Genomic DNA, 24914 nt, shown 5'->3' with positions numbered 1-24914 from the left:
ACGGCTTTAAAGGGGGTGTAGAGGCCCATAACAACATTAAAGGAGCATCCTTATGAGATACACATACACCCTGCTCTTGACAGCTATAGGAGCCGCATTGTGCCTGATGCATATGATTGGCCATGATTCGGACCCTGTCTATATGATTTTTTACAGTCTTAGCGTCCCCGCCTGGATTTACTCTTTATTTACCTACACCAGAGTTAGCATGACTCTTCTCTATACTACGACTATTTTATCCTGGACTCTTATTGGCTACGTGATCGATCGTTTGTCATGGAGAAAAAGAGTTCGGCATTAGCTTCGTCGGTTTTTTATATTGTTGAGAAGGATAATCGTTCTCATTTACTTATTTTTTATAACAAGCTTTACTTTAGTAAGTAAGTGTTATATACTTAACAATATGAAAAACCAAATAGGCAGGAGGCTACACAAATGGGTAAATGTGCATGTGGTAACACTCAAAACACGGAAGGCAACTGCGACGGATCTCACGCTAAGAAAGACAGCAAGTAATCAATAGCAACTAGCAGCTGTATCCTCTTCAAAGGCTGCAGCACAAAAACGACCACGGATCTTTATGATCTGTGGTCGTTTTTGTGCTGCAATCTCATTTTTCATCATTGTGGATTCATTTTGTGGATATGTGAATAGGTAGCTGGATTCCCTGTTTCGTCCGGTTATCCACATGTGTACAACATCATGCTTTATGTTATCCCCAATGTTAACAAGTTCGGATGACTGCAAAGATATTCACAACGGGACAAAAAAAGCCTTTCACGACCTGAATCGTAAAAGACTTCTTTATACTACTTATTTAGCTTATGTACCTTGCGTATATGAACCGCACACAGCGGACCTTAAACGAAAATGGCGGAAAGAGTGGGAGTCGAACCCACGCACGCCTTGCGACGCCTAACTGATTTCGAGTCAGCCCCCTTGGACCACTTGGGTACCTTTCCATGAAAATCGGACAATTGCTATTGTATCACAGCCAAGAGATACTTTGCAACCCCCTGGCTGAACTTTTTTTATAACAGCTTTAAAGCTAATCCTCACCCTCACGGGAAGCCGCTTCCGGATTGGAGCGCAGCACCTTTTTCAGCTTGCTTTCAAATTTGGCACGAGGCACGAGTACGCTGTGCTTACAGCCTACGCATTTGATACGGATGTCCATGCCCAGACGAATGACCTCCATCTCGTTGGTCCCGCAGGGATGCGGCTTCTTCATCTGCACAATATCCCCCAATTGATACTGCTTTCTTTCCATGCTATTCCCCCCTTGAGCTAGCCACTTCCAGGCGATATTTGTCCAACGCCTTTTTCACCTCTGCGTTAAGCTCGCGTGATATTTGCAGCTGGCTATTAGGCTTGCATTCGACCGTTGTTCGAATAATGATCTCTGAAGCGCTTAACGTTTGTACGCCCAATACCTCTGGCTCCTTGACCATATTTACGTTATTTTCGTAATTTTTCATAACGGTATCTTTCAACACCTGCATCGCATTGTCTATATTCATATCTGCCGGGATCGACACATCTACAACGGCAATCGAGTTATTGACTGAAAAATTAGTTACCTGCGTAATCGTACCATTCGGAATAATATGAACCTCACCCGTCCAGCTTCTAACCCGAGTGATCCTGAGTCCGATTTCTTCAACTGTACCTTTGTAGGTGCCGGTTTGAATAACATCCCCAACAGCAAATTGATCTTCGAAGATGATAAAAAATCCGGTTATGACGTCTTTCACCAAGCTCTGTGCCCCAAATCCGATAGCTAGGCCCACTACTCCGGCACCGGCCAATAATGGCTCCAAACGAATGCCAAATTGATTCAGAACCATCAAGATCATAATAAAGTTGACGACATATGAAGTAATATTGCCCAGTAGCTTGCCAATCGTTTTGGTACGTCTACGATCCAGATTCAATGGATTTCGTTCCCGTTCCACCATTACATGCTCTAGAGCCTTGTTGGCCAGCTTAATAATGATTCTTGCACCTAATAATATAAAGGTTACCTTTACAAGAATGAGAATAAATCCTGTCCATACCGCAGGGTCAGCAATGTATTGGAACAATTGATCGCCAAGCTTCTCCCAGGATGATATTACCGAAGCTGCGCTCTCTCCTGTCAGGTATGATATGTGCCATTGCTTCATCTGTCAAACCACCTTATACCTCAACATAATAGTCTTCTTTTTTCATATAAATACCACGGATCTCTACATTTTCTTCGCTCACAATTTGCTTCACTTGGTCCAAATCGTCCTCAGGGAATTCCAATGACAATGCACAGCCTGCCGTAATCTGTTTGGGAGTCGGACACATATCGTTTTCAATGTCAGCATATTCTAGCAGCATCTCGGCACGCAGCGCCTGCTGTGTGGAGTCAAATGCCATCAGCAGCATGTGGATTCCTCCCCCATTATTTATGGAGTTACGTATAAATTACCATCACTATCCGTATACTAATAAAAATATCATTCTTTCATAAAGATACGGAGGTTATAAGATGACATTGCCTTTTCGTAGAGAGATTGCAAGCCCTCAAATGATTGAAAATATTAAGGTATTACATTCAGACCTCAACACGATTGACACGCTCGCAGAAAGACTTTATTCGATATTGGGACAAATCCCCAGCCATCAGCCCATCCTCATCATTTGCGTGGGTACAGATCGTTCTACAGGCGATTCGTTAGGACCTCTGGTTGGCTCCTATTTGGAAAAACAAAACTTGCATGGCGTCCACCTCTATGGGACACTCGATCAACCCGTACACGCTGTAAATTTAAAGGATACGCTCGAGTCCATCCAGCAGCTCCACCATAACCCCTTTATTATAGCCATTGATGCTTGTTTAGGACAGCTGGCAAGTGTAGGCTGCATCCAAATCGGTAACGGCCCTGTCAAGCCCGGTGCAGGCGTTAATAAGGATCTCCCACCAGTCGGCAATATGCACATAACAGGCATTGTGAATGTTGGCGGATTTATGGAATACTTTGTGCTGCAAAACACAAGACTTAGCCTGGTCGTCAATATGGCTGAGGTTATTGCACAATCGTTTCAGGTCGCGCTCAGCAGCCTAAATCGGTTCACTGCTACTTCTTTTGCCCAGATCGAAGGATAGCTTCCTTTTCCTCCGGTGAAAGCATGTATTTGGAAGTTCCACGCTCCAGCGGCTTGGCAAATACATAGGTTTCATCCCGATTATGAATACCTGATATGACCACACCGTCCTGCTCATCATCCACTAATGCAATAGAAAAGCTCTGGTCGCTGCCGCTCTCTGCAAAAGCATTGAAGCGGTAGACGCCCAAATTCGATTTCATCTTTTTCATTTGTCCAACAATCGCATTCATTTGCTGTTGGGCATTGTCTGTCTCCTGCTTCAACACCGCATTGTTTTGTTGAATTTCAATTAGTGTCTCCTCGACGTTCAGCGTTCCGCTGCCATTCAGCATACTCACATACATTTTGCGAAGCTTGTTTAACTTGCTCCATAATATAATAACCACAATCAAAAATACAAGAATAAGGACGGAGCATGCCAATAAAAGCAGTCTCACGTCTAATAATTGTACCAGATTTTCCATGTTAATTCCCCCTGCAAGTCTGTCTAGCTTTATGATTTCATATGCTTGGCAATTTCTTTGACGGCTGCAACCAGTCGATCCACTTCTTCATCCTTTGTAAAATAACCGATACTTGCCCGTACCGCACCCCGTTCAAGAGTTCCTGCAACTTCGTGAGCAAGAGGTGTGCAGTGATAACCGGCACGAACCGCAATATTAAAGGTTTGATCGAGAATAAAAGCAACTTCCGAGGAATCCGTTTGATGGATAGTAAAAGTAACGATGCCGGTTTTATTTTGCCCAAGATCCGGACCTAATAGCTGCACCCCTTCAATCTCCATGAGTAATGCCATGAGTTGCTGCGTTTGAGCCCATTCTTTTCCATGTATTTGTGCTACTGTTTCTTTCAGCACGAACTTCACACCTTCGCCTAACCCCGCAATACCGACTGTGTTCTGAGTACCCGACTCATATCGATCCGGACGTACGTTCGGCTGCTCAATCATTTCTGACTGACTGCCTGTACCTCCAAATAGCAGCGGCTCCAGCTCCAGCTCTGGTTCTATGTATAATCCACCAGTACCTTGTGGTCCCAACAAGCTCTTGTGTCCGGGAAAGGCCAGCATATGAATACCCATCTTCCCAACATCGATATCAAGTGTTCCAGCAGACTGAGCCGCGTCTACCAACAATTTAATCCCATTTTCTTTGCAAAGCTCACCTAATTCTGCTACAGGCAGTATACTGCCAAGTAAATTCGAACTGTGACTACATACCATAAGCGAAGTGCGATTCGTAACCGCTTCTTTGACTTTATCAAGGCTAAGCTCGCCTTTGGAATTGGTTTGCACATAAGTAATTTGCACACCACGAGTTTTCTTCACATATTCAAGAGGTCTGCGAACCGAATTATGCTCTACCGATGTACATATCACATGATCTCCCTCTTTTAGGAAGCCAAGAATTGCCTGATTTAGTGCCATCGTGGTGTTTAAAGCAAACGAAATATCATTCGGATTTTTGATTTTAAACAGTTTAGCCAGCTGCTTACGAGTTTCAAATAAAATCCGGCTTGCTTTCACAGCCATTTGATGGCTGCCTCTACCGGGATTGGCTGCAGCATGCAGCATACATTCCTGCATCGCCAGCAACACTTCTGGCGGCTTAGGCCAGGATGAAGCGGCATGATCGAAATAAGCAACGTTCAACCGAAACACTCTCCTTCACAAAAAGTAGCATACCTATTCTGCCCAAGTGAGATGGCAATAATCAGGTATGCTACCTATGTTATCATGATTGATTTCACACTGAACCATTTCTAAAGGTTGTTCAAAAAGTCCCCTTTTGATCACGAAGTCACACAGGAAGCTTACTTGGCATCGACGCTTGCACCCAGGCTCGAAATGCGATGCTCTTACTTGGCACATCTAAAACACTACGCATACGAAGTCGTTTTTTCTTCATAAAGCTTGTTACCCCGCCCCTGATCCATAACAGCTTACGAAGCAACTTCCGCAGTATTTCCACTTCATGGTACTAAACATCAACAATTTGAACTCGATATCTGGAACAATTAAGAGATTTTACCTTGCAGGATCTCTAACAGCCTGTTTAAATCATCTTTGGAGTAATACAGCAATTCGATCTTGCCTTTATTATTGTTATGCTTGATTTTTACCGTTGTACTATATAATTCTCTTAAGTTTTCTTCCAGTTCATTGATATAAGGATCACTCTTTTTCGACTTGGATTTAGCTTTAGCCGTTTCCGGTTTATCCTCAAGTCGTTTCACTTCTTCTTCCAGCTCACGAACGCTCCACTGTTCTTTAATTGATTTTTCAGCTAAAGCACGAATCAGCTTCGCATCCTTCAAACCAATAATGGCTTTTGCGTGACCCATCGAAAGTGTTCCACGTGAAACATACTGTTTTACCTCATCAGGCAATTGCAGCAGTCTCAAAAAATTAGCAATATGCGATCTACTTTTCCCAACTTTAACGGATAGCTCTTCTTGAGTCAAAGAAAACTGGTCAATTAAAGCTTGATAGGCGATAGCGATTTCCAAAGCATTCAAGTCTTCTCTTTGCAGGTTTTCAATAAGAGCAATTTCCATTACTTGTTGATCAGTGAACTTCTTTATTACAGCAGATACGGTAGCTAACCCGCATACTTGAGAGGCTCTGAATCGACGCTCGCCTGCAATAATTTCATAGCCCTTCAAAACACTTCTTACAATAATCGGTTGAATAATCCCATGCTCCTTAATAGAAGCAGCCAGCTCATTGATCGATTCGTCATTAAAATTTCTTCGTGGCTGATAAGGACTCGGTCTGAGTTGTGATAACGGAATTTCCATTACCTTATCATCATCATTAATACTAAGCGCAGGAAGAAGTGCATCTAATCCTTTTCCAAGCCGTTTACTCAAAACTGATCACTTCCTTCGCAAGTTCCATATACACTTCAGCACCTTTAGAACGAGGATCATAGGTTATTATCGACTGACCGTGGCTCGGTGCCTCACTCAGCCTGACATTACGTGGAATAATGGTTTTATATACTTTTTGTTGGAAATATTTCTTAACCTCTTCAATCACCTGCATACCCAAATTCGTTCTGGCGTCAAACATCGTTAACAATACGCCTTCGATCTGCAGCGTTGTGTTCAAATGCTTTTGCACCAAACGAACCGTATTCAACAGTTGACTTAACCCCTCCAATGCATAATACTCGCATTGAATGGGAATAATAACCGAATCGGCGGCAGTCAAAGAATTAACGGTAAGAATGCCAAGTGACGGTGGGCAATCGATCAATATATAATCAAATAAATGTTTAACCAACTGCAATGACTTTTTCAATCTCACTTCACGGGAGATCGTAGGAACTAATTCAATCTCAGCACCTGCCAGTTGAATCGTAGCCGGAATGATTTTCAAATTCGGTATGTTCGTATCGACCATGACATCTTTAGGGTGAATATCGTTGATAATCATATCATAGATACAATAAACAACATCGGCTTTATTAATACCGATACCACTTGTCGTGTTTCCTTGAGGATCAATATCGACGAGCAGTACCCGTTTGCCTAATGCTGCCAGTGAAGCACCCAAATTTACCGATGTAGTCGTTTTACCAACCCCACCCTTTTGATTTGTAATTGCAATAATCTTAGCCAAAATCTGTTCACCTCAGTATCTAAATGAAAAACATACACACGAAATCTGCCCCTTAACGCAGCTGCATAACAAAGAAGTTTGGAACAAACAATTATTTTTTAGGAATTTTGATAACTATTTCATAGTGATCCTCATAATCTTGCTCCGAGGTATTAATTTGCAGACCTGAAGACGTGACCATATCCACGGATTGCCTAATTGTGTTTAAAGCCAACCGAACATCCTTGGAGAAGGATACACGTTTTGTTTTTTTGACTGCAACTACTTCTTTTAAAAGCTGTATTCTCGCTTCTGTTTGTTTAACATTTAACTCCTTGGTAATAATCTCATCCAAAACTTTCTGCTGCAGCTCTTCCTGGCTTAAAGATAATAAAGCACGCGCATGCCTCTCCGTGATTTTACGTTCCATTAAAGCCTGCTTAACAGGCTCACTTAGATTTAACAGACGGATTTTGTTAGCTATCGTAGACTGACTTTTCCCAATTCGTTGAGCAAGACTTTCTTGCGTCAAATGATGCAGGTCGATAAGCTGCTGATAAGCGCTAGCCTCTTCAATCGCAGTAAGGCCTTCACGCTGCAAATTTTCAATTAATGCAATAGATGCAGCTTGCGAATCATTGAAATCGCGAACAATAGCAGGAATCGTATCCAGTCCGAGCTTCGTAACTGCTCTCCATCTGCGTTCCCCAGCAATCAACTCATACACATTATTCCGAATTCGAACAATGATAGGCTGTATAACTCCGAGGGTTTTAATGGTTTGACACAATTCTTCAATCCGCTCATCATCAAAAATAGTTCTGGGCTGATATGGACTTGGGACAATATCTTGGATGGAAATATTTCTAATTTCATCTGACGATGATTTTTCCGTAAATCCAAACAATTTCGAAAGTTGTTCCTTCATTCAATTACCATCCGATCTTTATTTGCATCAAAGTTTACCCAGACATCTGCATTGCCTTACTATTAAATATTCTCTAGTCATATCCTTTTTCCTGCCAGCCCGAGGCCAACTATATGAATATATCTTATAATTAATATGTTCTACGTGGAACATTATTTGATCAATGGCGTTTTCAATGGCGTACCTGCCTTACGCGGGTATGATTTCGGAGTAGGCGCAAACTTCCGTATAAACAATAGATTTCTGGAGGAATGTTCTGCGTCAGGTAATTCCAAACTTCGGGTGTAAATATATTTGCCACGAAGTTCATTCAAACTGTAGGAAGAATCATCCAGTTCCTGTTGAAAATCGCTTCCTTTCATCGCTACAAAAGTACCGTTAACTTTGACAAAAGGCAAGCAAAGCTCATTCAACCCGGCCAACTTAGCGACTGCTCTCGCTGTTACAAGGTCATATCGATCCCGATGCTCCGGCAGCCGCGCAATATCCTCAGCCCTGCCATGAACACAGCTTACATCACTCAGCCCCAATGCAGCAGTCAAATGATTTAAAAATTGAATTCGTTTATTTAAAGAATCAACGATTGTCACTTTCATATGTGGAAACATGATTTTCAGAGGAATACTTGGGAATCCTGCACCAGAGCCAATGTCGGACATCTGCATCACATCACGCATCGAAACAAAAAAAGAAACTGACAGAGAATCGTAAAAATGTTTTACGTATACTTCTTCTCTATCAGTTATACCAGTCAAATTCATTTTTTCATTCCAAGTAACAAGCTCATGAAAGTAAGTTTCAAATTGAGACAATTGATGCTCGCTTAATTCTATATTTTTCATGGCCAATTGTTCTCGGAAACGGGTTTGTATCAGATCCATTGTCATCTATCCTCTAGCCGCCAATACTCGGTTATAGTGTTCCAGGTGAACTAGTAGTACGGAAATATCTGCTGGCGTTACGCCAGACATTCGGGATGCCTGACCAATCGAAAGTGGGCGAATTTTCATTAGCTTTTGCTTGGCCTCTGTTGCAATTCCGTAAACTTCTTCATAATTAATATCGTCCGGGATTTTCTTTTTCTCCATCTTGCGAAGTCGTTCTACTTGAATTAATTGCTTATCAATATAACCAGCATATTTAATTTGAATTTCGACCTGCTCCGTTACTTCATCGGATAGCTCAATAGGTGCTGGAGACATCTGGTGAATATGTGCATAAGCTACCTCTGGACGTCGTAACAAGGAAAGCAGATCGATCGCGTTATTCACTTCCGCACTGCCTATCGAAATCAAAAGCTCCTGGATGTCTGCCGGCTTCACTTTAACCGATTTTAAACGCTCCACTTCTTCCTCGATAAGACGTACCTTTTCAAGGAAACGCTGATGACGCGCCTCGGGAATTAATCCAATTTTATAGCCAATCGGCGTTAGTCTTTGGTCTGCATTATCATGTCTGAGCAGCAAACGGTATTCGGCACGTGAAGTCAGCAATCGATAAGGCTCGTTAGTCCCCTTGGTCACGAGGTCATCGATCAATACGCCGATATAGCCTTCAGAGCGATCCAGCACAATCGCTTCTTCGCCTTGTACCTTGCGGGCTGCATTGATCCCGGCCATAATACCCTGACCAGCTGCTTCTTCATATCCGGACGTGCCATTGATTTGTCCAGCTGTAAATAAGCCAGCAACAGCTTTTGTTTCCAACGATGGTTTCAGCTGTGTTGGAACAACCGCATCATATTCAATCGCATAACCTGTTCGCATCATTTCAACCTTTTCCAGTCCAGGTATCGAACGAAGTATGCTTAACTGCACATCCTCAGGCATACTCGTAGACAAGCCTTGAACATAATACTCTGAAGTGTTGCGTCCTTCCGGTTCAAGAAAAATTTGATGCTTTGGCTTATCATTAAATCGAACGATTTTATCTTCAATGGAAGGGCAATAACGGGGCCCCGTTCCTTCAATTGCGCCAGAGAACATAGGAGCCCGATGCAAATTATCTGTAATAATTTGATGGGTTTGCTCCGTCGTATAAGTCAGCCAGCAAGGCAATTGATCAGGTATTTCCTCAGTGGAATCAAAACTGAAAAATCGCACCTTTTCATCCCCTGGTTGAATAACGGTTTGATCAAAATCAATCGAGTCCTTGTGTACACGCGGAGGTGTCCCTGTTTTAAAACGAACAAGCTCGAGACCATGCTCCCGCAGGGAATGAGACAACTTGACAGCAGGTTGCTGATTGTTCGGCCCACTCTCATACATCAATTCACCCATAATAATTTTGCCGCGCAAATACGTTCCGGTTGTCACAACCACTGCTTTCGCCAAATATTGTGCGCCTGTTTTGCTGATGACACCTTTACAGACACCATCCTCAACGATCAATTCTTCAACCAAACCTTGACGAAGGGTCAGCTTCGGTTCATTTTCCATCGTTTGCTTCATTGTGTGCTGATATAGGAATTTGTCTGCTTGTGCACGCAGTGCATGTACAGCCGGACCTTTTCCTGTATTCAGCATCCGCATTTGTATATAAGTTCTATCAATATTACGACCCATCTCTCCACCGAGAGCATCAATCTCACGCACAACGTGACCTTTAGCCGGACCACCTATGGAAGGATTACATGGCATAAACGCAACCATATCCAGGTTGATCGTAATCATCAAGGTCTCACAGCCCATTCTTGCTGCCGCCAAAGCCGCCTCACAGCCGGCATGACCCGCGCCAACAACAATGACATCATAATTTCCTGCAATATAACTCATCATAAACCTCCTTAAATCATTCTATAGAATCACTTACCCGAGTAAGTATAATTGAAAGTATACATTTATTTACCGAGACAAAACTGCGAAAATATTTGATCAATCAACGACTCACCAACAGAATCACCAATAATTTCACCCAGGTATTCCCAAGCATTACGAATATCAATTTGAATCAAATCTATCGGGACCCCAGCACCAGCAGCCTCAAAAGCATCATCTATCGCGATTTTCGCTTTTTTCAACAAAGCTATATGACGTACATTACTTACATAGGTCTGATCGTTTAATTCTACCTGCCCACTGAAAAATAGGCTAGCTATAGCTTTTTCCAAATCAGCAATCCCCTGCTGTTCCAGAAGCGACATCATGACAATACGTTCAGCTGGAAAATGGCCAGCCAGTATGTCATTCTCAATCTGCTGCGGCAAATCAAGCTTATTCACGATTACGATGGTTTGCTTATCCTTCAACTGCTCAATCAAGCTCAGCTCATCAGACTCCAGCTTTTCCGAACCGTTGAACACGAGTAAAATCAGATCCGCATCCGCTAGAGCGCCTTTCGATTTCTCCACACCAATTCGCTCAACAATATCCGAGGTTTCCCGAATGCCGGCTGTATCCAGCAGCTTCAATGGAATACCATTAACTGTAACGAACTCTTCGATAACATCACGCGTTGTCCCTGGAATTTCAGTGACGATAGCTCTATTTTCCTGGGCAAGTGTATTCATGAGCGAAGATTTTCCGACATTGGGTTTCCCGATAATCGCGGTAACAATACCTTCACGCAAAATTTTACCCTGATTCGCCGTATTCAGCAATTGCTCGATCTTGCCAAGCGCCTGGGTACAACTGTTGGTTATAAATGCATTGGTCATCTCTTCCACATCATGCTCGGGATAATCGATATTGACCTCGATATGAGCCATCAATTCCACCAGGTTATGTCTCAGCAGTTTGATATTCGTAGAGAGACTGCCCTCTGCCTGCTTCAAGGCAATACGATGGGCGCGATCCGATTTGGCTCGAATTAAATCAATGACTGCCTCTGCCTGTGACAGATCAATACGTCCATTCAAATAGGCACGCTTTGTAAATTCACCTGGCTCCGCCAATCGTACCTGCTGCTCTAACAGCAGATCGAGCACTTTTTTCACCGAAATAAATCCGCCGTGACAGCTAATCTCCACCACATCTTCCATGGTGAACGATTTGGGTGCTTTCATGACTGTGACCAGCACCTCATCCACTCGTTCCAGTGTGAGCGGATGCTTAATAAAACCATAATGTACCGTATGTGAAGGCACTACACCTAATTCGCTTTTGCCAAAAAAAATGCGATCCGCCGCCGCAACCGCCTCATCACCGCTTATGCGTATAACGGCAATACCTCCCTCTCCCATTGGAGTGGAAATAGCAGCAATCGTATCCTGGATCATAATTCACACCTCAACTTCTTATATCTTATACTCAGCAATTTCGAACTTAAAGAAAATCTATTAAAAAAAAGCAATGAGTCATAACGATGACATCATTGCAGCAGTTCACCTTATCTGAATACGATTACGACTCTTCGATTCGGTTCCTCACCTCTACTGAACGTACGGACCTTGGCATGATCCTGCAGTTGGGCATGAATCACCTTCCGCTCATGTGGTGACATCGGTTCGAGAATAACCTCTTTTTTGGTTCGAATGACTCTCTCTGCCAATCGATCGGCTAATTCCTCTAACGTTTTTTTCCGGCGCTCCCGAAAATTTTCCGCATCCAGTACGATTCGCATATGAGTGCTTGAATATCGATTAGCTACAATATTCATTAAATATTGCAGGGCATCCAAGGTTTGTCCTCTTCTGCCAATCAGTATCCCCAGATCAGCCCCATATAGATGAAGCTCCAAATTTTCGTTATCCAGTTTTTTTTCAATTCTTACTTCAAGCTTCATGGTACGAAAGACATCCTGTAAAAAATAAATGGTTTCTTCAACAGCATCAGGAATAAGCTCCAGCTCAACTTTCGCATCCCTGGTTCCTATTAGGCCAAACAACCCTCGAGAGGGTTGTTCAAGCACAACAATTTTTACCCGATCCTCCGTGGTATTCCATTGACGAAGGCCATTTTGCACGGCCTCCTCAATCGATTTACCCGTAACCAACAATTTTTTCATTTTGTCAGGCCACCCTTATTGTTTTGAGGTTCTTTCGGTTTTTTATAAATAAAGTAGGATTGTACGATTGTAAACGTATTACTGAATACCCAATACAATGGAAGGGCAGCAGCAAAATTCATTGCCATAACGAAAATCAAAACCGGGAAAATGAACATCAGATTTTGCATTTGTGGAGTCATTTGCGATGACATCATCTTCTGTTGGAAGAAGGTAGTGACCGCAGCGAGTAACGGTAGAATATAGTAAGGATCTTTTGTTCCCAATTGAAGCCAGAGGAAGGAATGCTCTGCAATCGAGTGGTTTCGCATAATCGCGTTATATAAAGCAATCAGGATTGGCATCTGCACAATTAGCGGAAAACAACCGGCTAATGGATTAACACCATTGCTTTGAAACAGCTTCATCGTTTCTTCCTGCTGCTTTTTAGCATCGTCCTTGTATTTCTCTTTCAACTTTTTGAGCTCAGGCTGTAAATCCTGCATCCGTTTGGAGCTTTTGTACTGCTTCAGCGTAAGCGGTAATATAATCAAACGAATAATAATGGTAACAACCAATATGGACAATCCGTACTGTCCCCATAGTGCTGCCGCAAACCAATCCAAAACATCAGCCAAAGGACCTACGAAATACTTGTCCCAAAAACTATTGGTAGGGTCGATTTTAGTTGTTGCCGGCGTACATCCAGCAAGCAGTAAAAAGACGAAAAAAAGCGGCCAATATTTAGCTAATCGACGGGTCAAAATGAAATCCTCCTAAATGTTCTTTTCCAATAATAAACTATAGCATATCTCACCCCAAAAAAGAAATGCAGCTTTCTACTTTCTTATAAGTAAAGAGCCGCGCATTAACACATGCAAAATACATTTTTCCATTTCCTTATATTTCATCCCGACTACGGGTTTGCGAGCAATCAATATGAAGTCATAGCCACCCATTACTTTGGGGGCATTCAGACGGACAATTTCCTTGATCATGCGGCGAATCCGGTTACGAACTACGGCATTACCCAGCTTTTTGCTGACCGAGATTCCCAGGCGAAAGGATGGCTGCCGAGCCCGGGTATAGGAATAGAGCACAAACTGGTGGTTAGCCACCGACTTTCCTCCGCGATATACCTTGTCAAAATATTCTCTCTTCGTTAGACGATGTTCTCTATCCACATTCAGCTCTCCATTACTTCCGGATCGTTGCGACTTGATTCCATTCATTCCATTATACATGTAGTTATCTGAACAACAAAAAAGACCACCTGATGAGTGGCCTCTTGTATTACGCGCTTAGAACTTTTCTACCCTTTAAACGACGAGCAGATAATACTTTACGACCGTTCACGGAACTCATTCTTTTGCGAAAGCCGTGTACCTTCTTGCGTTTTCTAGTATTCGGTTTAAACGTAGGACCCATCTATCCTGCACCTCCTTGAGGAAAAAGCATTCCCAAAAATACCTCTTAATATTAAACCACATAATCGCTAGAAAAGTCAATCTAAATAAAACCGCGCATTTTGCAGGCGGGTGAACAACTTTTACGTCGAAATTTACGACCTGTGTATAAAAATTAAAGATTTCCACACCTTCTGTCGATTTAATCACAGGGTACTAACAATATATAGTGCTGTTGATAAAACTTACACACAAGCTATAGACAATGTGGATAATTCTAAACAATACGTTGATAATGCCTACAAATTTTGATATTATGGTTATGCCCTCCCTGTGGATAGCCATTTTTTCATGATAATGTTATCAACATGCTGTGGATATCTTTGTGCACAAGTATTTGGCTTATGTATAAGTTATTAGATGTGCCTTGCACACTGTGGACAATATTCGACAGATTCCGATAATTTTAATATATACGTTTTACGGCTTACGCCACATCGCTTAATTTCCAAAGGAGTGAACAGATTGTGGAAAGCCATCCTAACGAGCAATGGCAGCAAGTTCTTTCCATTATTCAAACACGGCTTAGTAAACCAAGTTTCGAGACCTGGTTTACATCCACAAGAGCCGTAACTTTTAATGATGCCAAGGTTGTGATATGTGCCCCTAACAACTTTGCCCGCGAATGGCTAGAAAATCGTTACACCAAGCTGATTCGTGATACCATCGTGGATTACAATGGGAAATCTACAGATGTCAAATTTATTATCGAATCCGAGGAAGACAAAAACGTTGATCTTCCCCCCTCTTCGGCGCAATCCAGTGCACAATCTACGCTAGCTGTCCCTGAAGAAACCTTCAGTCATATGATGAATTCCAAATACACATTTGATACGTTTGTCATAGGTTCAGGTAATCGATTTGCCCACGCAGCCTCGCTTGCTGTTGCAGAAGCACCGGCCAAAGCCTACAATCCTTTGTTTTTGTACGGGGGTGTGGGACTGGGAAAGACACATTTGATGCATGCGATCGGACATTTTGTTCTCGAGCATAACCCGCGTGCCAAGGTTCTTTATATTTCGTCCGAAAAATTTACAAACGAATTTATCAATGCGATACGGGATAACCGCGGCGAAAGCTTCCGCAACAAATATCGCAATATTGACGTGCTGCTGATCGATGATATTCAATTTTTGGCTGGTAAAGAAGGAACGCAAGAGGAGTTTTTCCACACTTTTAATGCTCTTCATGAGGAACGTAAGCAGATCATTATTTCCAGTGATCGGCCTCCCAAAGAGATCCCAACGCTCGAAGAACGATTGAGATCCCGCTTTGAATGGGGATTAATTACGGATATTCAGCCGCCCGACCTGGAAACCCGGATTGCTATCCTGCGCAAGAAAGCCAAGGCAGACAATCTTGAGGTTCCTATAGAAGCGATGGTGTACATAGCCAATCAAATCGATACGAACATTCGGGAGCTTGAGGGTGCATTGATCCGTGTTGTTGCTTATTCATCATTGATTAATGCGGATATTACATCTCATCTGGCAGCTGAAGCGTTAAAGGACATCATGCCAAGCAGTCGTCCACGTGTCATCACGATCCAGGATATCCAGCAGAAGGTTGGAGAATTTTATGGGATGAAGATGGAGGATTTTAAAGCACGCAAACGTACCAAAATGGTCGCCTATCCGCGTCAAATCGCAATGTATTTGTCACGCGAGCTGACCGACTTTTCATTGCCCAAAATCGGTGAGGCTTTCGGCGGCCGTGACCATACGACTGTGATTCATGCGCATGAGAAAATCTCTGTAGCGCTGAAGACCGATCAGGAGCTCTACAAAATTGTCCACAGCCTGATTGAAAAAGTAAAAAATGTAACTGCCTGAACAGTCTATTAACAACCAAATATTCAGTCTGTATAACTTGAGGCCTATGCACAAACTATTCACATGTGGATAGGCTTTTGTATTGTGCCTTTTGTTCACATATCCACATATCCAGAGCCCCTACTACTATTACTAATAAAAAAAGAGTAATATAAGGGGATAAAGTTGTAATTACATTTTTGAATTCTAGGAGTGACAGAATGAAATTAACAATCCTTAAAGAATACTTGAATGAATCCATTCAACATGTATCAAAAGCCATATCGAGCAAAACTCCGATCCCCATTCTGAGCGGAATAAAAATAGATCTGGATTCGAGCGGAATGACGCTGACTGCCAGTGATACCGATATCTCCATTCAAAGCTTTATCCCATTAGAAAAAAATGAACTCAACATCATTGAAATAGAGCGTCAGGGCAGTATTGTGCTGTCAGCCAAATTTTTTGTTGAAATTATTCGTAAGCTTCCGGCCCAAAAGGTAGAAATTGAGGTCAAGGAAAATTTCCAAACGATCATTCGTTCGGGTTCTTCGGAAATTCAATTGGTCGGACTTGATCCCGAAGAATATCCAACCTTGCCAAGTATCGAAGAATATAGAAGATTTCAGCTTCCCAGTGATTTATTAAGAACGATGATCAAACAAACGACCTTTGCGGTATCGACTAATGAATCGACGCCGATTCTTACGGGTGTTCTGTGGACTGTGGATAACGGAAGGCTTAAATTTACGGCCTGTGATCGCCATCGTTTGGGGACTCGTGAAACAAATATAGAAGTGGATGCTGACTTTAATCTTAATAATATTTCCATTTCTGGGAAAACTTTAAATGAACTGTCCAAAATTTTACCGGATCAAAACACGCTGATCGATATTATCTTTGCTGAAAATCAGGTGTTATTTAAACTGAGCTCGATATTATTTTATACCCGGATTTTGGACGGCACTTATCCGGACACCTCCAAACTGATCCCGCAATCCTATAAAACAGAGCTGGTCATTAACGCACATCAGCTTGCCGATGCGATTGATCGTGCTTACCTGCTTTCTAAAGAAGAAAAGACGAACATCGTCAAGCTGATCATGAATGAGGACCAAACCATCGAAATATCCTCCAGCTCCTCCGAGCTTGGAAAAGTAACCGAACAGCTGGAAGTTTCAAGCTTAAGCGGAGAGCTGCTTCGCATTTCGTTCAATTCCAAATATATGCTGGACGCACTCAAGGTCATGGATAGCCAATTGATTCATATCGGATTCACAGGTGCGATGCAGCCGATCATTATCCGACCGGAAGAAACGACCTCTCTTCTGCAATTGATTCTCCCTTACCGAACAACTAATTAAGCAAAAGGAGCACGGCTTGTCATGAATCCTATATCCATTCATACGGATTACATCACGTTAGGCCAATTTTTGAAGTTGGCAGATTGCATATCTACAGGGGGGCAGGCTAAATTTTTTCTGCAGGAGACCGTTATCCATGTCAATGGAGAGCTGGAAAATCGGCGGGGCAAGAAGCTGGTTCATCTGGATCAGGTCCGTGTCGATGGCTGCGGGGAATTTCAGGTCGTACGTTCTTAATAACCTTGTAAAACGGCTTTGCTTGGCAGAGTCAGTCTGTAGGAGGAACCGTTTTGCAGCTGAATAAGCTTTCCTTGCGGAATTACCGCAACTATGAAGAAGTGCATTTTGAAACCAGAGATATGGTTAATATCATTATCGGCCCTAATGCACAGGGCAAGACGAACCTGCTGGAAGCCATTTTCGTGCTGGCTCTGACCAAATCCCATCGTACCCACCAGGATAAAGAGTTGATTCATTGGGATGCACGCCAAACCATGCTGCATGGAGAAGTTGATAAAAAGTACGGAACCTGCAAGCTGGATCTCACTATTTCTCCGCAGGGCAAAAAAGCTAAAATAAATGGCTTGGAGCAAAAGAAGCTGAGCCATTTTATCGGCTCTATCAATGTCGTGATGTTTGCACCTGAAGATCTCGAAATTGTTAAGGGCTCCCCATCTGTCCGACGGCGTTTTCTCGATATGGAAATTGGCCAGGTCCATCCCACATATTTGTACGACTTATCCCAATATCAAAAAGTACTGCAGCAGCGGAACAATTATTTAAAGCAGCTTTTTACTACACGGGACACAAAAGCGGTGCTATTGGACGTGTGGAATGAACAATTGATCCAGCTCGGTATTAAAATTATCAAAAAGCGTCAAAGCTTTATACAGAAGCTCCAGCGGTGGGCAGAAAAAATTCATTATGGCATTACGGCAGGTCAGGAGCATATTCAGATTACCTATGCCAGCTCCTTTGACGCTAACAGCCTTGAAGATGAAACTGTTTTATTTGATCAATTTATGATAAAGTTATCACAGGTGAAAGAACAGGAGCTTCGGCGCGGTGTGACTATGGTAGGCCCGCATCGGGATGATTTGTTGTTTACGATCAATGGCAAGGATGTGCAGACCTTCGGTTCGCAGGGCCAGCAGAGGACCACGGCGCTTTCTCTGAAGCTTGCGGAAATCGAACTGATTCATGAGGAAGTAGGCGAATACCCTATTCTACTTTTGGATGATGTGCTATCCGAGCTTGACCAGTACCGACAAACTCAACTGATCGAAACGTTTCAAAATAAAGTGCAAACCTTTATTACAACAACCGGAATTGAAAGCATAGATCGTTCAAAGCTCGAAAACGCTTCTGTGATACACGTACGGAACGGAAGCCTGATTTAAGTCATTGCCTGCAAGTAGTCTCACGTTTTGAGGAGATGTCCCCCATGTTCATTCATTTAGGCGGAGAAAAAATCATTCGTGCATCCGAGCTCGTGGCTATATTTGATCTATCCATAGAGAAATCATCCAAAATATCAAAGCAATTTTTAAGCTATGCCAATAAAGAGAAAAAGGTTGAAGTGATCGGAGAGGAAGACAGCAAATCGCTCGTCGTTACCAAATCAAAGGTATATTACTCTCCGATTTCATCTATGACCCTCAAGAAACGGGCAAACCAATTGTTAACAAACTAGATTTTACCTTGGAAAAGAGGGTGTCAGCATGTCTGTGAATGAAAATGCATATGATGAAAGTCAAATACAGGTGCTCGAGGGTCTCGAAGCTGTTCGTAAGCGTCCGGGGATGTATATCGGATCCACCAGCTCAAGAGGTCTCCATCATCTGGTTTGGGAAGTTGTAGATAATAGTATCGATGAGGCTCTTGCCGGCCATTGTTCCAAAATCGATGTTATCATTCATCGTGATAACAGCATTACGGTTATAGATAACGGGCGTGGTATCCCTGTTGGGGAGAACACCAAGCTGAAGAAGTCTACGCTTGAGGTTGTTTTGACCGTATTACACGCGGGCGGTAAGTTCGGCGGGGAAGGCTATAAAGTTTCCGGGGGACTGCATGGAGTTGGTGTATCGGTTGTTAATGCGCTTTCCAAGAAATTAATCGTTCAGGTCAAGCGAGATGGACATATCCACCAGCAGGAATATCAACAAGGTGCGCCTCAATATGATATCAAAGTGGTTGGAGACGCTGAGGATACCGGTACCAAGATTACTTTTTGGCCTGATGACGAGATTTTTACGGAAGTTACTGAATATGACTATGACACGCTGCAATCACGGATCCGTGAGCTGGCGTATTTAAATAAAGGCATTGAAATTACTTTGGCGGATGAACGGACAGATGTGGCCAATTCCTTTTTGTATGAAGGTGGAATTGTCTCTTTTGTTGAGTATTTGAATCGTAACCGCGAACCGCTGCATGCTCCGATTTATACCGAGGGCTCCAAAGACAATATTCAGGTTGAGGTTGCCATTCAATACAATGAGGGCTACTCCGAAAATATTTATTCATTCGCTAATAACATTAATACACATGAAGGCGGTACCCATGAATCCGGGTTTAAGAGTGCTCTTACCCGTATTATGAATGATTTTGCGCGTAAATATAACGCGATTAAAGAAAGTGACGCCAATTTATCCGGTGATGATGTGCGTGAAGGCTTGATTGCGATCATTTCCGTGAAAATTCCTGATCCGCAGTTTGAGGGACAAACCAAAACCAAGCTTGGCAACAGTGAGGTTCGCGGTATCGTGGAATCCTTGTTCTCCGAGAAGCTTAGTGAATTCATGAATGAGAACCCGGCGACAGCCAAGAAAATCGTAGAAAAAGGCATACAAGCCTCACGTGCGAGAGAAGCAGCCCGTAAAGCCCGCGAATTGACGCGTCGCAAAAGCGCGTTGGAGGTTAGCTCACTACCAGGCAAGCTGGCTGACTGCTCATCCAAGGATGCTTCGATCAGCGAAGTTTATATCGTGGAAGGTGATTCTGCCGGTGGTTCTGCCAAGCAGGGGCGTGACCGTCATTTTCAGGCGATATTGCCGCTGCGCGGTAAAATATTGAACGTGGAAAAATCGCGTCTTGATAAAATTTTATCCAATGCGGAAATTCGCGCTATTATTACAGCCTCAGGCACAGGCATCGGGGATGATTTTGACGTCGCCAAAGCCCGTTATCACAAAATTATTATTATGACAGATGCAGACGTCGATGGTGCACATATCCGGACCTTGCTGCTTACCTTCTTTTTCCGTTATATGCGTAAGCTGATTGAAGTCGGCTATATTTACATCGCTCAACCGCCGTTATATAAGATCGAACGTAACAAAACGATCCGATATGCCTACAATGACAAGCAGAAGGATCAGATTACGCAGGAATTCGGAGAAGGCGTCAAGCTTAATATACAACGCTATAAAGGTCTTGGTGAAATGGACCCTGGACAGCTATGGGAAACGACCATGGACCCGGATACTCGTACTCTGCTGCAGGTTAGTATTCAGGATGCGATTGAGGCCGATGCGATTTTCGATACCTTGATGGGCGATAACGTAGAGCCGCGCAGAGACTTTATCCAGGAGCACGCCAAATACGTAAAAAATCTAGATTTTTAAGCCGATCATGCTTACGAAGTAAACTTTCCCTTAGGGAGAGTTCTGTATATGTTTACGAAGTAAACTTTCCCGCAGGGAAAGATCAGTATATGCTTACGAAGTCAGTTTTGCTTTAGCAAAACTTTTAGGAGGGCAATATGTCGGAAGAACAGTTTTCTCAAATAAAAGAAATAGATATCGGCTTGGAGATGCGTACTTCCTTTATGGACTACGCAATGAGCATAATCGTCAGTCGTGCTCTGCCGGATGTTCGTGATGGCTTAAAGCCTGTTCATCGCCGAATTTTGTTTGCGATGTCGGAGCTTGGCATGTATTCAGATAAGCCGCATAAGAAATCAGCCAGAATTGTCGGCGAAGTTATTGGTAAATACCATCCGCATGGTGATTCCTCCGTATACTTCACGATGGTACGGATGGCGCAGGATTTTTCCTTGCGTTATATGCTCGTCGATGGTCACGGTAACTTTGGTTCGATCGATGGAGACATGGCAGCGGCGATGCGGTATACGGAAGCTCGTCTGTCGAAGATTGCGATGGAGCTTTTACGTGATATTAATAAAGAGACAATTGACTTTATACCCAACTATGATGGTGAAGAGCATGAGCCTGCTGTTCTTCCTTCGCGTTTTCCGAATCTGCTCGTAAACGGCAGCTCTGGTATTGCGGTAGGGATGGCTACGAGTATTCCTCCACACAATTTAACGGAAGTGATCAACGGACTTCAGCAGCTTATTGAAAATCCGGACGTTACGCCGATGGAATTAATGCAATCTATCAAGGGCCCGGATTTTCCTACAGCGGGATTTATTTTGGGACGAGAAGGTATTAAGCAAGCCTATAATACGGGCCGTGGATCGGTTACGATGAGAGCCAGAGCCGTTATAGAAGAAAACAATAACAAAGCAAAAATCTTGGTGCATGAGCTGCCCTATCAAGTAAATAAAGCTCATTTGATCGAAAAAATTGCGGAATTGGTCAGAGATAAAAAGATTGATGGTATCACCGATCTGCGCGACGAGTCGGACCGTAACGGAATGCGTATTGTAATTGAGCTGCGCCGCGACGTGAATCCGAATGTAATCTTGAATAACCTGTACAAGCAAACTTCGATGCAGTCTAATTTCGGTATCATTATGTTGGCTCTCGTTAACGGGGAACCGAAGGTCCTGAACCTGAAGGATATGCTGTATCACTATTTGGAGCATCAAAAGGTCGTTATTCGTCGTCGGACGGAATATGAACTGCGCAAGGCTGAAGCCAGAGCGCATATCCTCGAAGGTTTGCGTATCGCACTCGATCATCTTGATGAAGTGATCACACTGATCCGTTCATCACAAAATGCGGAAGAAGCACGTGAAGGGTTGATCGAAAGATTTTCATTAAGCTATGATCAAGCTCAAGCTATTCTGGATATGCGTCTACAGCGCTTAACCGGTTTGGAACGCGACAAGATTGAAGAAGAATACGCAGAGCTGTTGAAGAAAATCGCTGAGTACAAGGCTATCCTCGGAGACGAGCAATTAGTGTTAGCGATTATTAGTACCGAGCTTAATGAAATCAAGGAAAAATTCGGTGATGAGCGCCGTTCGGAAATAACGATTGGTGGAGAAAGCATCGAGGATGAGGATCTGATTCCTCAAGAAGAAGTGATTATCACTATCACGCATAGCGGTTATATCAAAAGATTGCCGGTTACCACCTATCGCAGCCAGAAGCGCGGCGGTCGAGGCGTCATTGGGATGGATACGAAGGACAAAGACTTTGTTGAACATTTATTTGTCACCAATACGCATCACTTCTTGCTCTTCTTTACGAATAAAGGCAAGGTGTACCGCCTGAAGGCTTATGAGATCCCTGACCTTAGCCGTACAGCTCGTGGAACGCCAATTATTAATCTGTTACAGATTGAGCAGGGTGAAACGATTAATGCGGTCATTCCAGTGGAGGGCTTTGAGTCCGAGCAGGAGCTTTTCTTTGCTACCAAAAATGGTTTGGTCAAAAAGACAGCTTTGAATGAATACGGGAATATCCGTAAGGGCGGATTGATTGCGATCACGCTGCGTGAAGATGACGATCTGATCGGAGTCAGACTGACAGAAGGCAATCAATCGATCATTATGGGAACAGCACAAGGTGTCTCGATTCACTTTCCAGAGCAGGATGTCCGTTCAATGGGCCGTTCGGCAACGGGAGTCAAAGGCATTAATATCGGTGAGGACGATACCGTTATCGCGATGGATGTCGTTCATCCCGATGATACGGTGCTGATTGTAACGTCCAAAGGATTCGGTAAACGAACACCGGTTGCCGATTACAGACTTCAATCACGCGGTGGTAAAGGTATCAAAACTCTGAACGTCACTCCGAAGAATGGACCTGTCGTCAGTCTGAAGATTGTAAAAGATGATGAAGATCTAATGATTATTACAGCATTAGGTACGATTATTCGAACCAGCATGGCGGGAATTTCTGTTATGGGCCGTTATACCCAGGGTGTAAGACTGATTCATATCCGCGATGAAGATGAAGTAGCAACAGTAGCTAGAGTTGAAAAGAGCGAAGATGCCGCAGAGGATGAAATCGATGGAGAAGAAACAGCCTTGTCCCCAGAGAGTGAAGAATAAATAAATATATCAAAAAAGGTTGAAGAATGGGGTGACAGCCCCATTCTTTTTCGTTTAGAATAGGGAGAAGATAGAAAGTAAAGCGAGGGAATACCATGGCCACAATTTCCGTTTCCCAGTTAAAGACCGGCGAAAAGATGAGCGATAACGTACAAACGAAGCTCGGGAACGTTTTATTTATGAAAGGGAAAATAGTAAGCGAGAAGGATATAGAGATATTGAAAGCTTTTTTAATTCCTTCCATTTCTATAGAATCCAAAGAAAATGATCCGGTCAATGACGATGTGATAGAAGAGCCGAACAACACCATTCTGCCTTTCTATGAACAATATGATAAGATGCTCTCGCTTTTAAAAAAGGTATTTAATTCGGCGAGTGGGCAAAACTTCCCTATACTTGAGGTTCGTACGCAGCTGGAAGCGCTGCTGCAGCATATTGATCAATATCATATTTTGACTTTTAGCCCCAAAACGTTTCAATTGAATGATTATCTGTTCCATAATAGCATCATGGTTAGTTTAACATCCTATTCATTGGCCAGATGGCATGGACTGGCTGCTAAGGATCTTATGCCTATTGCGATAAGCGGTCTCTTGCATGATATAGGTAATGCAAAAGTGGATCCCGGTATTTTATATAAACCGAACAAGCTGACTCCGGTGGAATTTGAAGAGCTGAAGCAGCATACCACGATTGGTTACAATTTATTGAAGAATGTAGCTGCCATTAATGAAGGAGTGAAATTGACAGCGATTCAGCATCATGAACGTGAAGATGGATCAGGCTATCCACTAGGAATCAAAGGAGATAAAATTCATCTATACTCCAAAATCGTTGCCATCAGTGATATATTTCATGCGATGACATCGGATCGGTACCATAAAAAAGCGGCTTCTCCTTACCTGGTGTTGGATCAATTGTTTACAGAATCGTTTGGTAAATTGGATCCTGCGTTAGTTCAGACCTTTATACAGAAAGTAACGCAATTCCATAATGGGGTTCTCGTTAAGCTAAATGATAAACGGATTGGTGAAATTGTGTTTTCAGATCGTGCTAACCCCACTCGTCCTTGGGTCAATGTGAATGGACAAATTATTAATTTAACAACGGAGCGCAGTCTTTATATACAAGATGTTATTCAAAAGTAAATAGTTTTGATATTTGCTTGACGCTTGGCTTACATATATGGTAGATTAATCTTCGCTGCTTCAAGCAACGAAGATTTTTTATAAGAAACTTTTTTTAATCTAATAAAAAGCTTGCAATGATGCAGTGATGTGTGTTATATTAAAAAAGTCGCCACTAAACAGCGAATGAATAAATCAATAAGAGTGAAAGTCGACAGCAATGTTGATGGATCGCGTTTTGTCCTTTGAAAACTGAATCAACGAGTGAGTAAATAGCAGTACAAGAGAATGCAAATTCTC

General features: G+C 42.8%; 25 protein-coding genes and 1 tRNA gene. 10 read left to right on the top strand and 16 right to left on the bottom strand.

What is annotated here, in order from left to right; all coding sequences use genetic code 11:
• Positions 1–52 precede the first annotated feature (52 nt).
• Positions 53–301: a hypothetical protein gene (locus tag OB236_RS07100; RefSeq protein ID WP_076237577.1), complete on the top strand. Its 249-nt coding sequence runs from the start codon at positions 53–55 to the stop codon at positions 299–301.
• A 570-nt stretch (positions 302–871) separates the two neighbouring features.
• On the opposite strand, the gene OB236_RS07095 is transcribed toward OB236_RS07100, so the two are convergent.
• The 4 genes from OB236_RS07095 to OB236_RS07080 all read right to left on the bottom strand — a co-directional run bounded on the left by OB236_RS07095 (position 872) and on the right by OB236_RS07080 (position 2415).
• Positions 872–962: transfer RNA gene (locus OB236_RS07095), tRNA-Ser, on the bottom strand.
• A gap of 86 nt (positions 963–1048) precedes the next feature.
• Positions 1049–1270, bottom strand: coding sequence for a DUF951 domain-containing protein (locus tag OB236_RS07090; RefSeq protein WP_076237578.1), 222 nt, complete (start codon positions 1268–1270; stop codon positions 1049–1051).
• A gap of 1 nt (position 1271) precedes the next feature.
• Positions 1272–2165 (bottom strand): mechanosensitive ion channel family protein, encoded by an 894-nt coding sequence (locus OB236_RS07085; RefSeq protein ID WP_262683326.1) that lies wholly within the window; start codon positions 2163–2165, stop codon positions 1272–1274.
• A 13-nt stretch (positions 2166–2178) separates the two neighbouring features.
• Positions 2179–2415 carry a DUF3343 domain-containing protein gene (locus OB236_RS07080; protein WP_076237580.1) on the bottom strand — a complete coding sequence of 79 codons (237 nt, stop codon included), beginning with the start codon at positions 2413–2415 and terminating at the stop codon, positions 2179–2181.
• A gap of 103 nt (positions 2416–2518) precedes the next feature.
• Between OB236_RS07080 and yyaC the strand changes: the two genes are divergently transcribed.
• Positions 2519–3136: a spore protease YyaC gene (gene yyaC / locus OB236_RS07075; RefSeq protein ID WP_076237581.1), complete on the top strand. Its 618-nt coding sequence runs from the start codon at positions 2519–2521 to the stop codon at positions 3134–3136.
• Here the strand turns inward: yyaC and OB236_RS07070 are convergent.
• The 12 genes from OB236_RS07070 to rpmH all read right to left on the bottom strand — a co-directional run bounded on the left by OB236_RS07070 (position 3108) and on the right by rpmH (position 14021).
• Positions 3108–3602, bottom strand: a complete 495-nt coding sequence (locus OB236_RS07070) for a DUF4446 family protein (protein ID WP_262683325.1) — start codon at positions 3600–3602, stop codon at positions 3108–3110. The genes yyaC and OB236_RS07070 overlap by 29 nt on opposite strands.
• 29 nt (positions 3603–3631) lie before the next feature.
• Positions 3632–4789, bottom strand: coding sequence for an aminotransferase class V-fold PLP-dependent enzyme (locus tag OB236_RS07065; RefSeq protein WP_262683324.1), 1158 nt, complete (start codon positions 4787–4789; stop codon positions 3632–3634).
• Positions 4790–5154: 365 nt separating this feature from the next.
• Positions 5155–6009, bottom strand: a complete 855-nt coding sequence (locus tag OB236_RS07060; RefSeq protein ID WP_076237584.1) for a ParB/RepB/Spo0J family partition protein — start codon at positions 6007–6009, stop codon at positions 5155–5157.
• Complete coding sequence (locus OB236_RS07055) at positions 6002–6763, bottom strand: ParA family protein (RefSeq protein WP_076237585.1); 762 nt, start codon at positions 6761–6763, stop codon at positions 6002–6004. Before OB236_RS07055 ends, OB236_RS07060 begins: the two co-directional genes overlap by 8 nt.
• A gap of 91 nt (positions 6764–6854) precedes the next feature.
• Positions 6855–7670, bottom strand: a complete 816-nt coding sequence (gene noc, locus OB236_RS07050) for a nucleoid occlusion protein (RefSeq protein ID WP_076237586.1) — start codon at positions 7668–7670, stop codon at positions 6855–6857.
• Positions 7671–7822: 152 nt separating this feature from the next.
• A complete protein-coding gene (rsmG, locus tag OB236_RS07045; protein WP_262683323.1) occupies positions 7823–8551 on the bottom strand; it encodes a 16S rRNA (guanine(527)-N(7))-methyltransferase RsmG in 729 nt (242 codons plus the stop codon).
• Positions 8552–8557: 6 nt separating this feature from the next.
• On the bottom strand, positions 8558–10444 hold the full coding sequence (gene mnmG / locus OB236_RS07040; RefSeq protein ID WP_262683322.1) for a tRNA uridine-5-carboxymethylaminomethyl(34) synthesis enzyme MnmG: 1887 nt from the start codon (positions 10442–10444) through the stop codon (positions 8558–8560).
• A 65-nt stretch (positions 10445–10509) separates the two neighbouring features.
• On the bottom strand, positions 10510–11886 hold the full coding sequence (mnmE, locus tag OB236_RS07035) for a tRNA uridine-5-carboxymethylaminomethyl(34) synthesis GTPase MnmE (protein ID WP_262683321.1): 1377 nt from the start codon (positions 11884–11886) through the stop codon (positions 10510–10512).
• Between the two features lie 110 nt (positions 11887–11996).
• Positions 11997–12614 (bottom strand): RNA-binding cell elongation regulator Jag/EloR, encoded by a 618-nt coding sequence (jag, locus tag OB236_RS07030; RefSeq protein WP_076237589.1) that lies wholly within the window; start codon positions 12612–12614, stop codon positions 11997–11999.
• On the bottom strand, positions 12611–13357 hold the full coding sequence (yidC, locus tag OB236_RS07025; RefSeq protein ID WP_076237590.1) for a membrane protein insertase YidC: 747 nt from the start codon (positions 13355–13357) through the stop codon (positions 12611–12613). The genes jag and yidC overlap by 4 nt, the downstream gene beginning before the upstream one ends.
• 75 nt (positions 13358–13432) lie before the next feature.
• A complete protein-coding gene (gene rnpA, locus OB236_RS07020) occupies positions 13433–13777 on the bottom strand; it encodes a ribonuclease P protein component (protein WP_262683320.1) in 345 nt (114 codons plus the stop codon).
• Between the two features lie 109 nt (positions 13778–13886).
• Entirely contained in the window at positions 13887–14021 is a 135-nt protein-coding gene (rpmH, locus tag OB236_RS07015) for a 50S ribosomal protein L34 (RefSeq protein ID WP_076237591.1), read from the bottom strand.
• A 505-nt stretch (positions 14022–14526) separates the two neighbouring features.
• On the opposite strand from rpmH, the gene dnaA reads away from it, so the two are divergent.
• The 8 genes from dnaA to OB236_RS06975 all read left to right on the top strand — a co-directional run bounded on the left by dnaA (position 14527) and on the right by OB236_RS06975 (position 24635).
• Positions 14527–15891 carry a chromosomal replication initiator protein DnaA gene (gene dnaA, locus OB236_RS07010; RefSeq protein WP_218639068.1) on the top strand — a complete coding sequence of 455 codons (1365 nt, stop codon included), beginning with the start codon at positions 14527–14529 and terminating at the stop codon, positions 15889–15891.
• A gap of 200 nt (positions 15892–16091) precedes the next feature.
• Positions 16092–17234, top strand: a complete 1143-nt coding sequence (gene dnaN / locus OB236_RS07005; protein ID WP_262683319.1) for a DNA polymerase III subunit beta — start codon at positions 16092–16094, stop codon at positions 17232–17234.
• Positions 17235–17255: 21 nt separating this feature from the next.
• Positions 17256–17471: a S4 domain-containing protein YaaA gene (gene yaaA, locus OB236_RS07000; RefSeq protein WP_076237594.1), complete on the top strand. Its 216-nt coding sequence runs from the start codon at positions 17256–17258 to the stop codon at positions 17469–17471.
• A 53-nt stretch (positions 17472–17524) separates the two neighbouring features.
• Positions 17525–18634 carry a DNA replication/repair protein RecF gene (gene recF / locus OB236_RS06995; protein WP_262683318.1) on the top strand — a complete coding sequence of 370 codons (1110 nt, stop codon included), beginning with the start codon at positions 17525–17527 and terminating at the stop codon, positions 18632–18634.
• Positions 18635–18678: 44 nt separating this feature from the next.
• Complete coding sequence (gene remB, locus OB236_RS06990) at positions 18679–18927, top strand: extracellular matrix regulator RemB (protein ID WP_076237596.1); 249 nt, start codon at positions 18679–18681, stop codon at positions 18925–18927.
• A 28-nt stretch (positions 18928–18955) separates the two neighbouring features.
• A complete protein-coding gene (gyrB, locus tag OB236_RS06985; protein WP_076237597.1) occupies positions 18956–20863 on the top strand; it encodes a DNA topoisomerase (ATP-hydrolyzing) subunit B in 1908 nt (635 codons plus the stop codon).
• A gap of 137 nt (positions 20864–21000) precedes the next feature.
• Positions 21001–23487, top strand: a complete 2487-nt coding sequence (gene gyrA, locus OB236_RS06980) for a DNA gyrase subunit A (RefSeq protein ID WP_076237598.1) — start codon at positions 21001–21003, stop codon at positions 23485–23487.
• A gap of 95 nt (positions 23488–23582) precedes the next feature.
• Positions 23583–24635 carry an HD-GYP domain-containing protein gene (locus tag OB236_RS06975; protein ID WP_076237599.1) on the top strand — a complete coding sequence of 351 codons (1053 nt, stop codon included), beginning with the start codon at positions 23583–23585 and terminating at the stop codon, positions 24633–24635.
• Positions 24636–24914 lie beyond the last annotated feature (279 nt).

This window comes from Paenibacillus baimaensis, from assembly GCF_025567575.1.
The sequence above is the reverse complement of the archived record's forward strand: the minus strand, read 5'-3'. Positions and strand labels throughout refer to the sequence as shown.

Coding starts and splice junctions, on each gene's coding strand:
- OB236_RS07100 (WP_076237577.1), top strand. CDS start 53: ATGAGATACACATACACCCTGCTCTTGACAGCTATAGGAGCCGCATTG.
- OB236_RS07090 (WP_076237578.1), bottom strand. CDS start 1,270: ATGGAAAGAAAGCAGTATCAATTGGGGGATATTGTGCAGATGAAGAAG.
- jag (WP_076237589.1), bottom strand. CDS start 12,614: ATGAAAAAATTGTTGGTTACGGGTAAATCGATTGAGGAGGCCGTGCAA.
- rsmG (WP_262683323.1), bottom strand. CDS start 8,551: ATGGATCTGATACAAACCCGTTTCCGAGAACAATTGGCCATGAAAAAT.
- rpmH (WP_076237591.1), bottom strand. CDS start 14,021: ATGGGTCCTACGTTTAAACCGAATACTAGAAAACGCAAGAAGGTACAC.
- OB236_RS07080 (WP_076237580.1), bottom strand. CDS start 2,415: ATGCTGCTGATGGCATTTGACTCCACACAGCAGGCGCTGCGTGCCGAG.
- mnmG (WP_262683322.1), bottom strand. CDS start 10,444: ATGAGTTATATTGCAGGAAATTATGATGTCATTGTTGTTGGCGCGGGT.
- gyrA (WP_076237598.1), top strand. CDS start 21,001: ATGTCGGAAGAACAGTTTTCTCAAATAAAAGAAATAGATATCGGCTTG.
- remB (WP_076237596.1), top strand. CDS start 18,679: ATGTTCATTCATTTAGGCGGAGAAAAAATCATTCGTGCATCCGAGCTC.
- mnmE (WP_262683321.1), bottom strand. CDS start 11,886: ATGATCCAGGATACGATTGCTGCTATTTCCACTCCAATGGGAGAGGGA.
- yyaC (WP_076237581.1), top strand. CDS start 2,519: ATGACATTGCCTTTTCGTAGAGAGATTGCAAGCCCTCAAATGATTGAA.
- noc (WP_076237586.1), bottom strand. CDS start 7,670: ATGAAGGAACAACTTTCGAAATTGTTTGGATTTACGGAAAAATCATCG.
- gyrB (WP_076237597.1), top strand. CDS start 18,956: ATGTCTGTGAATGAAAATGCATATGATGAAAGTCAAATACAGGTGCTC.
- OB236_RS07085 (WP_262683326.1), bottom strand. CDS start 2,165: ATGAAGCAATGGCACATATCATACCTGACAGGAGAGAGCGCAGCTTCG.
- OB236_RS07070 (WP_262683325.1), bottom strand. CDS start 3,602: ATGGAAAATCTGGTACAATTATTAGACGTGAGACTGCTTTTATTGGCA.
- dnaN (WP_262683319.1), top strand. CDS start 16,092: ATGAAATTAACAATCCTTAAAGAATACTTGAATGAATCCATTCAACAT.
- yaaA (WP_076237594.1), top strand. CDS start 17,256: ATGAATCCTATATCCATTCATACGGATTACATCACGTTAGGCCAATTT.
- OB236_RS06975 (WP_076237599.1), top strand. CDS start 23,583: ATGGCCACAATTTCCGTTTCCCAGTTAAAGACCGGCGAAAAGATGAGC.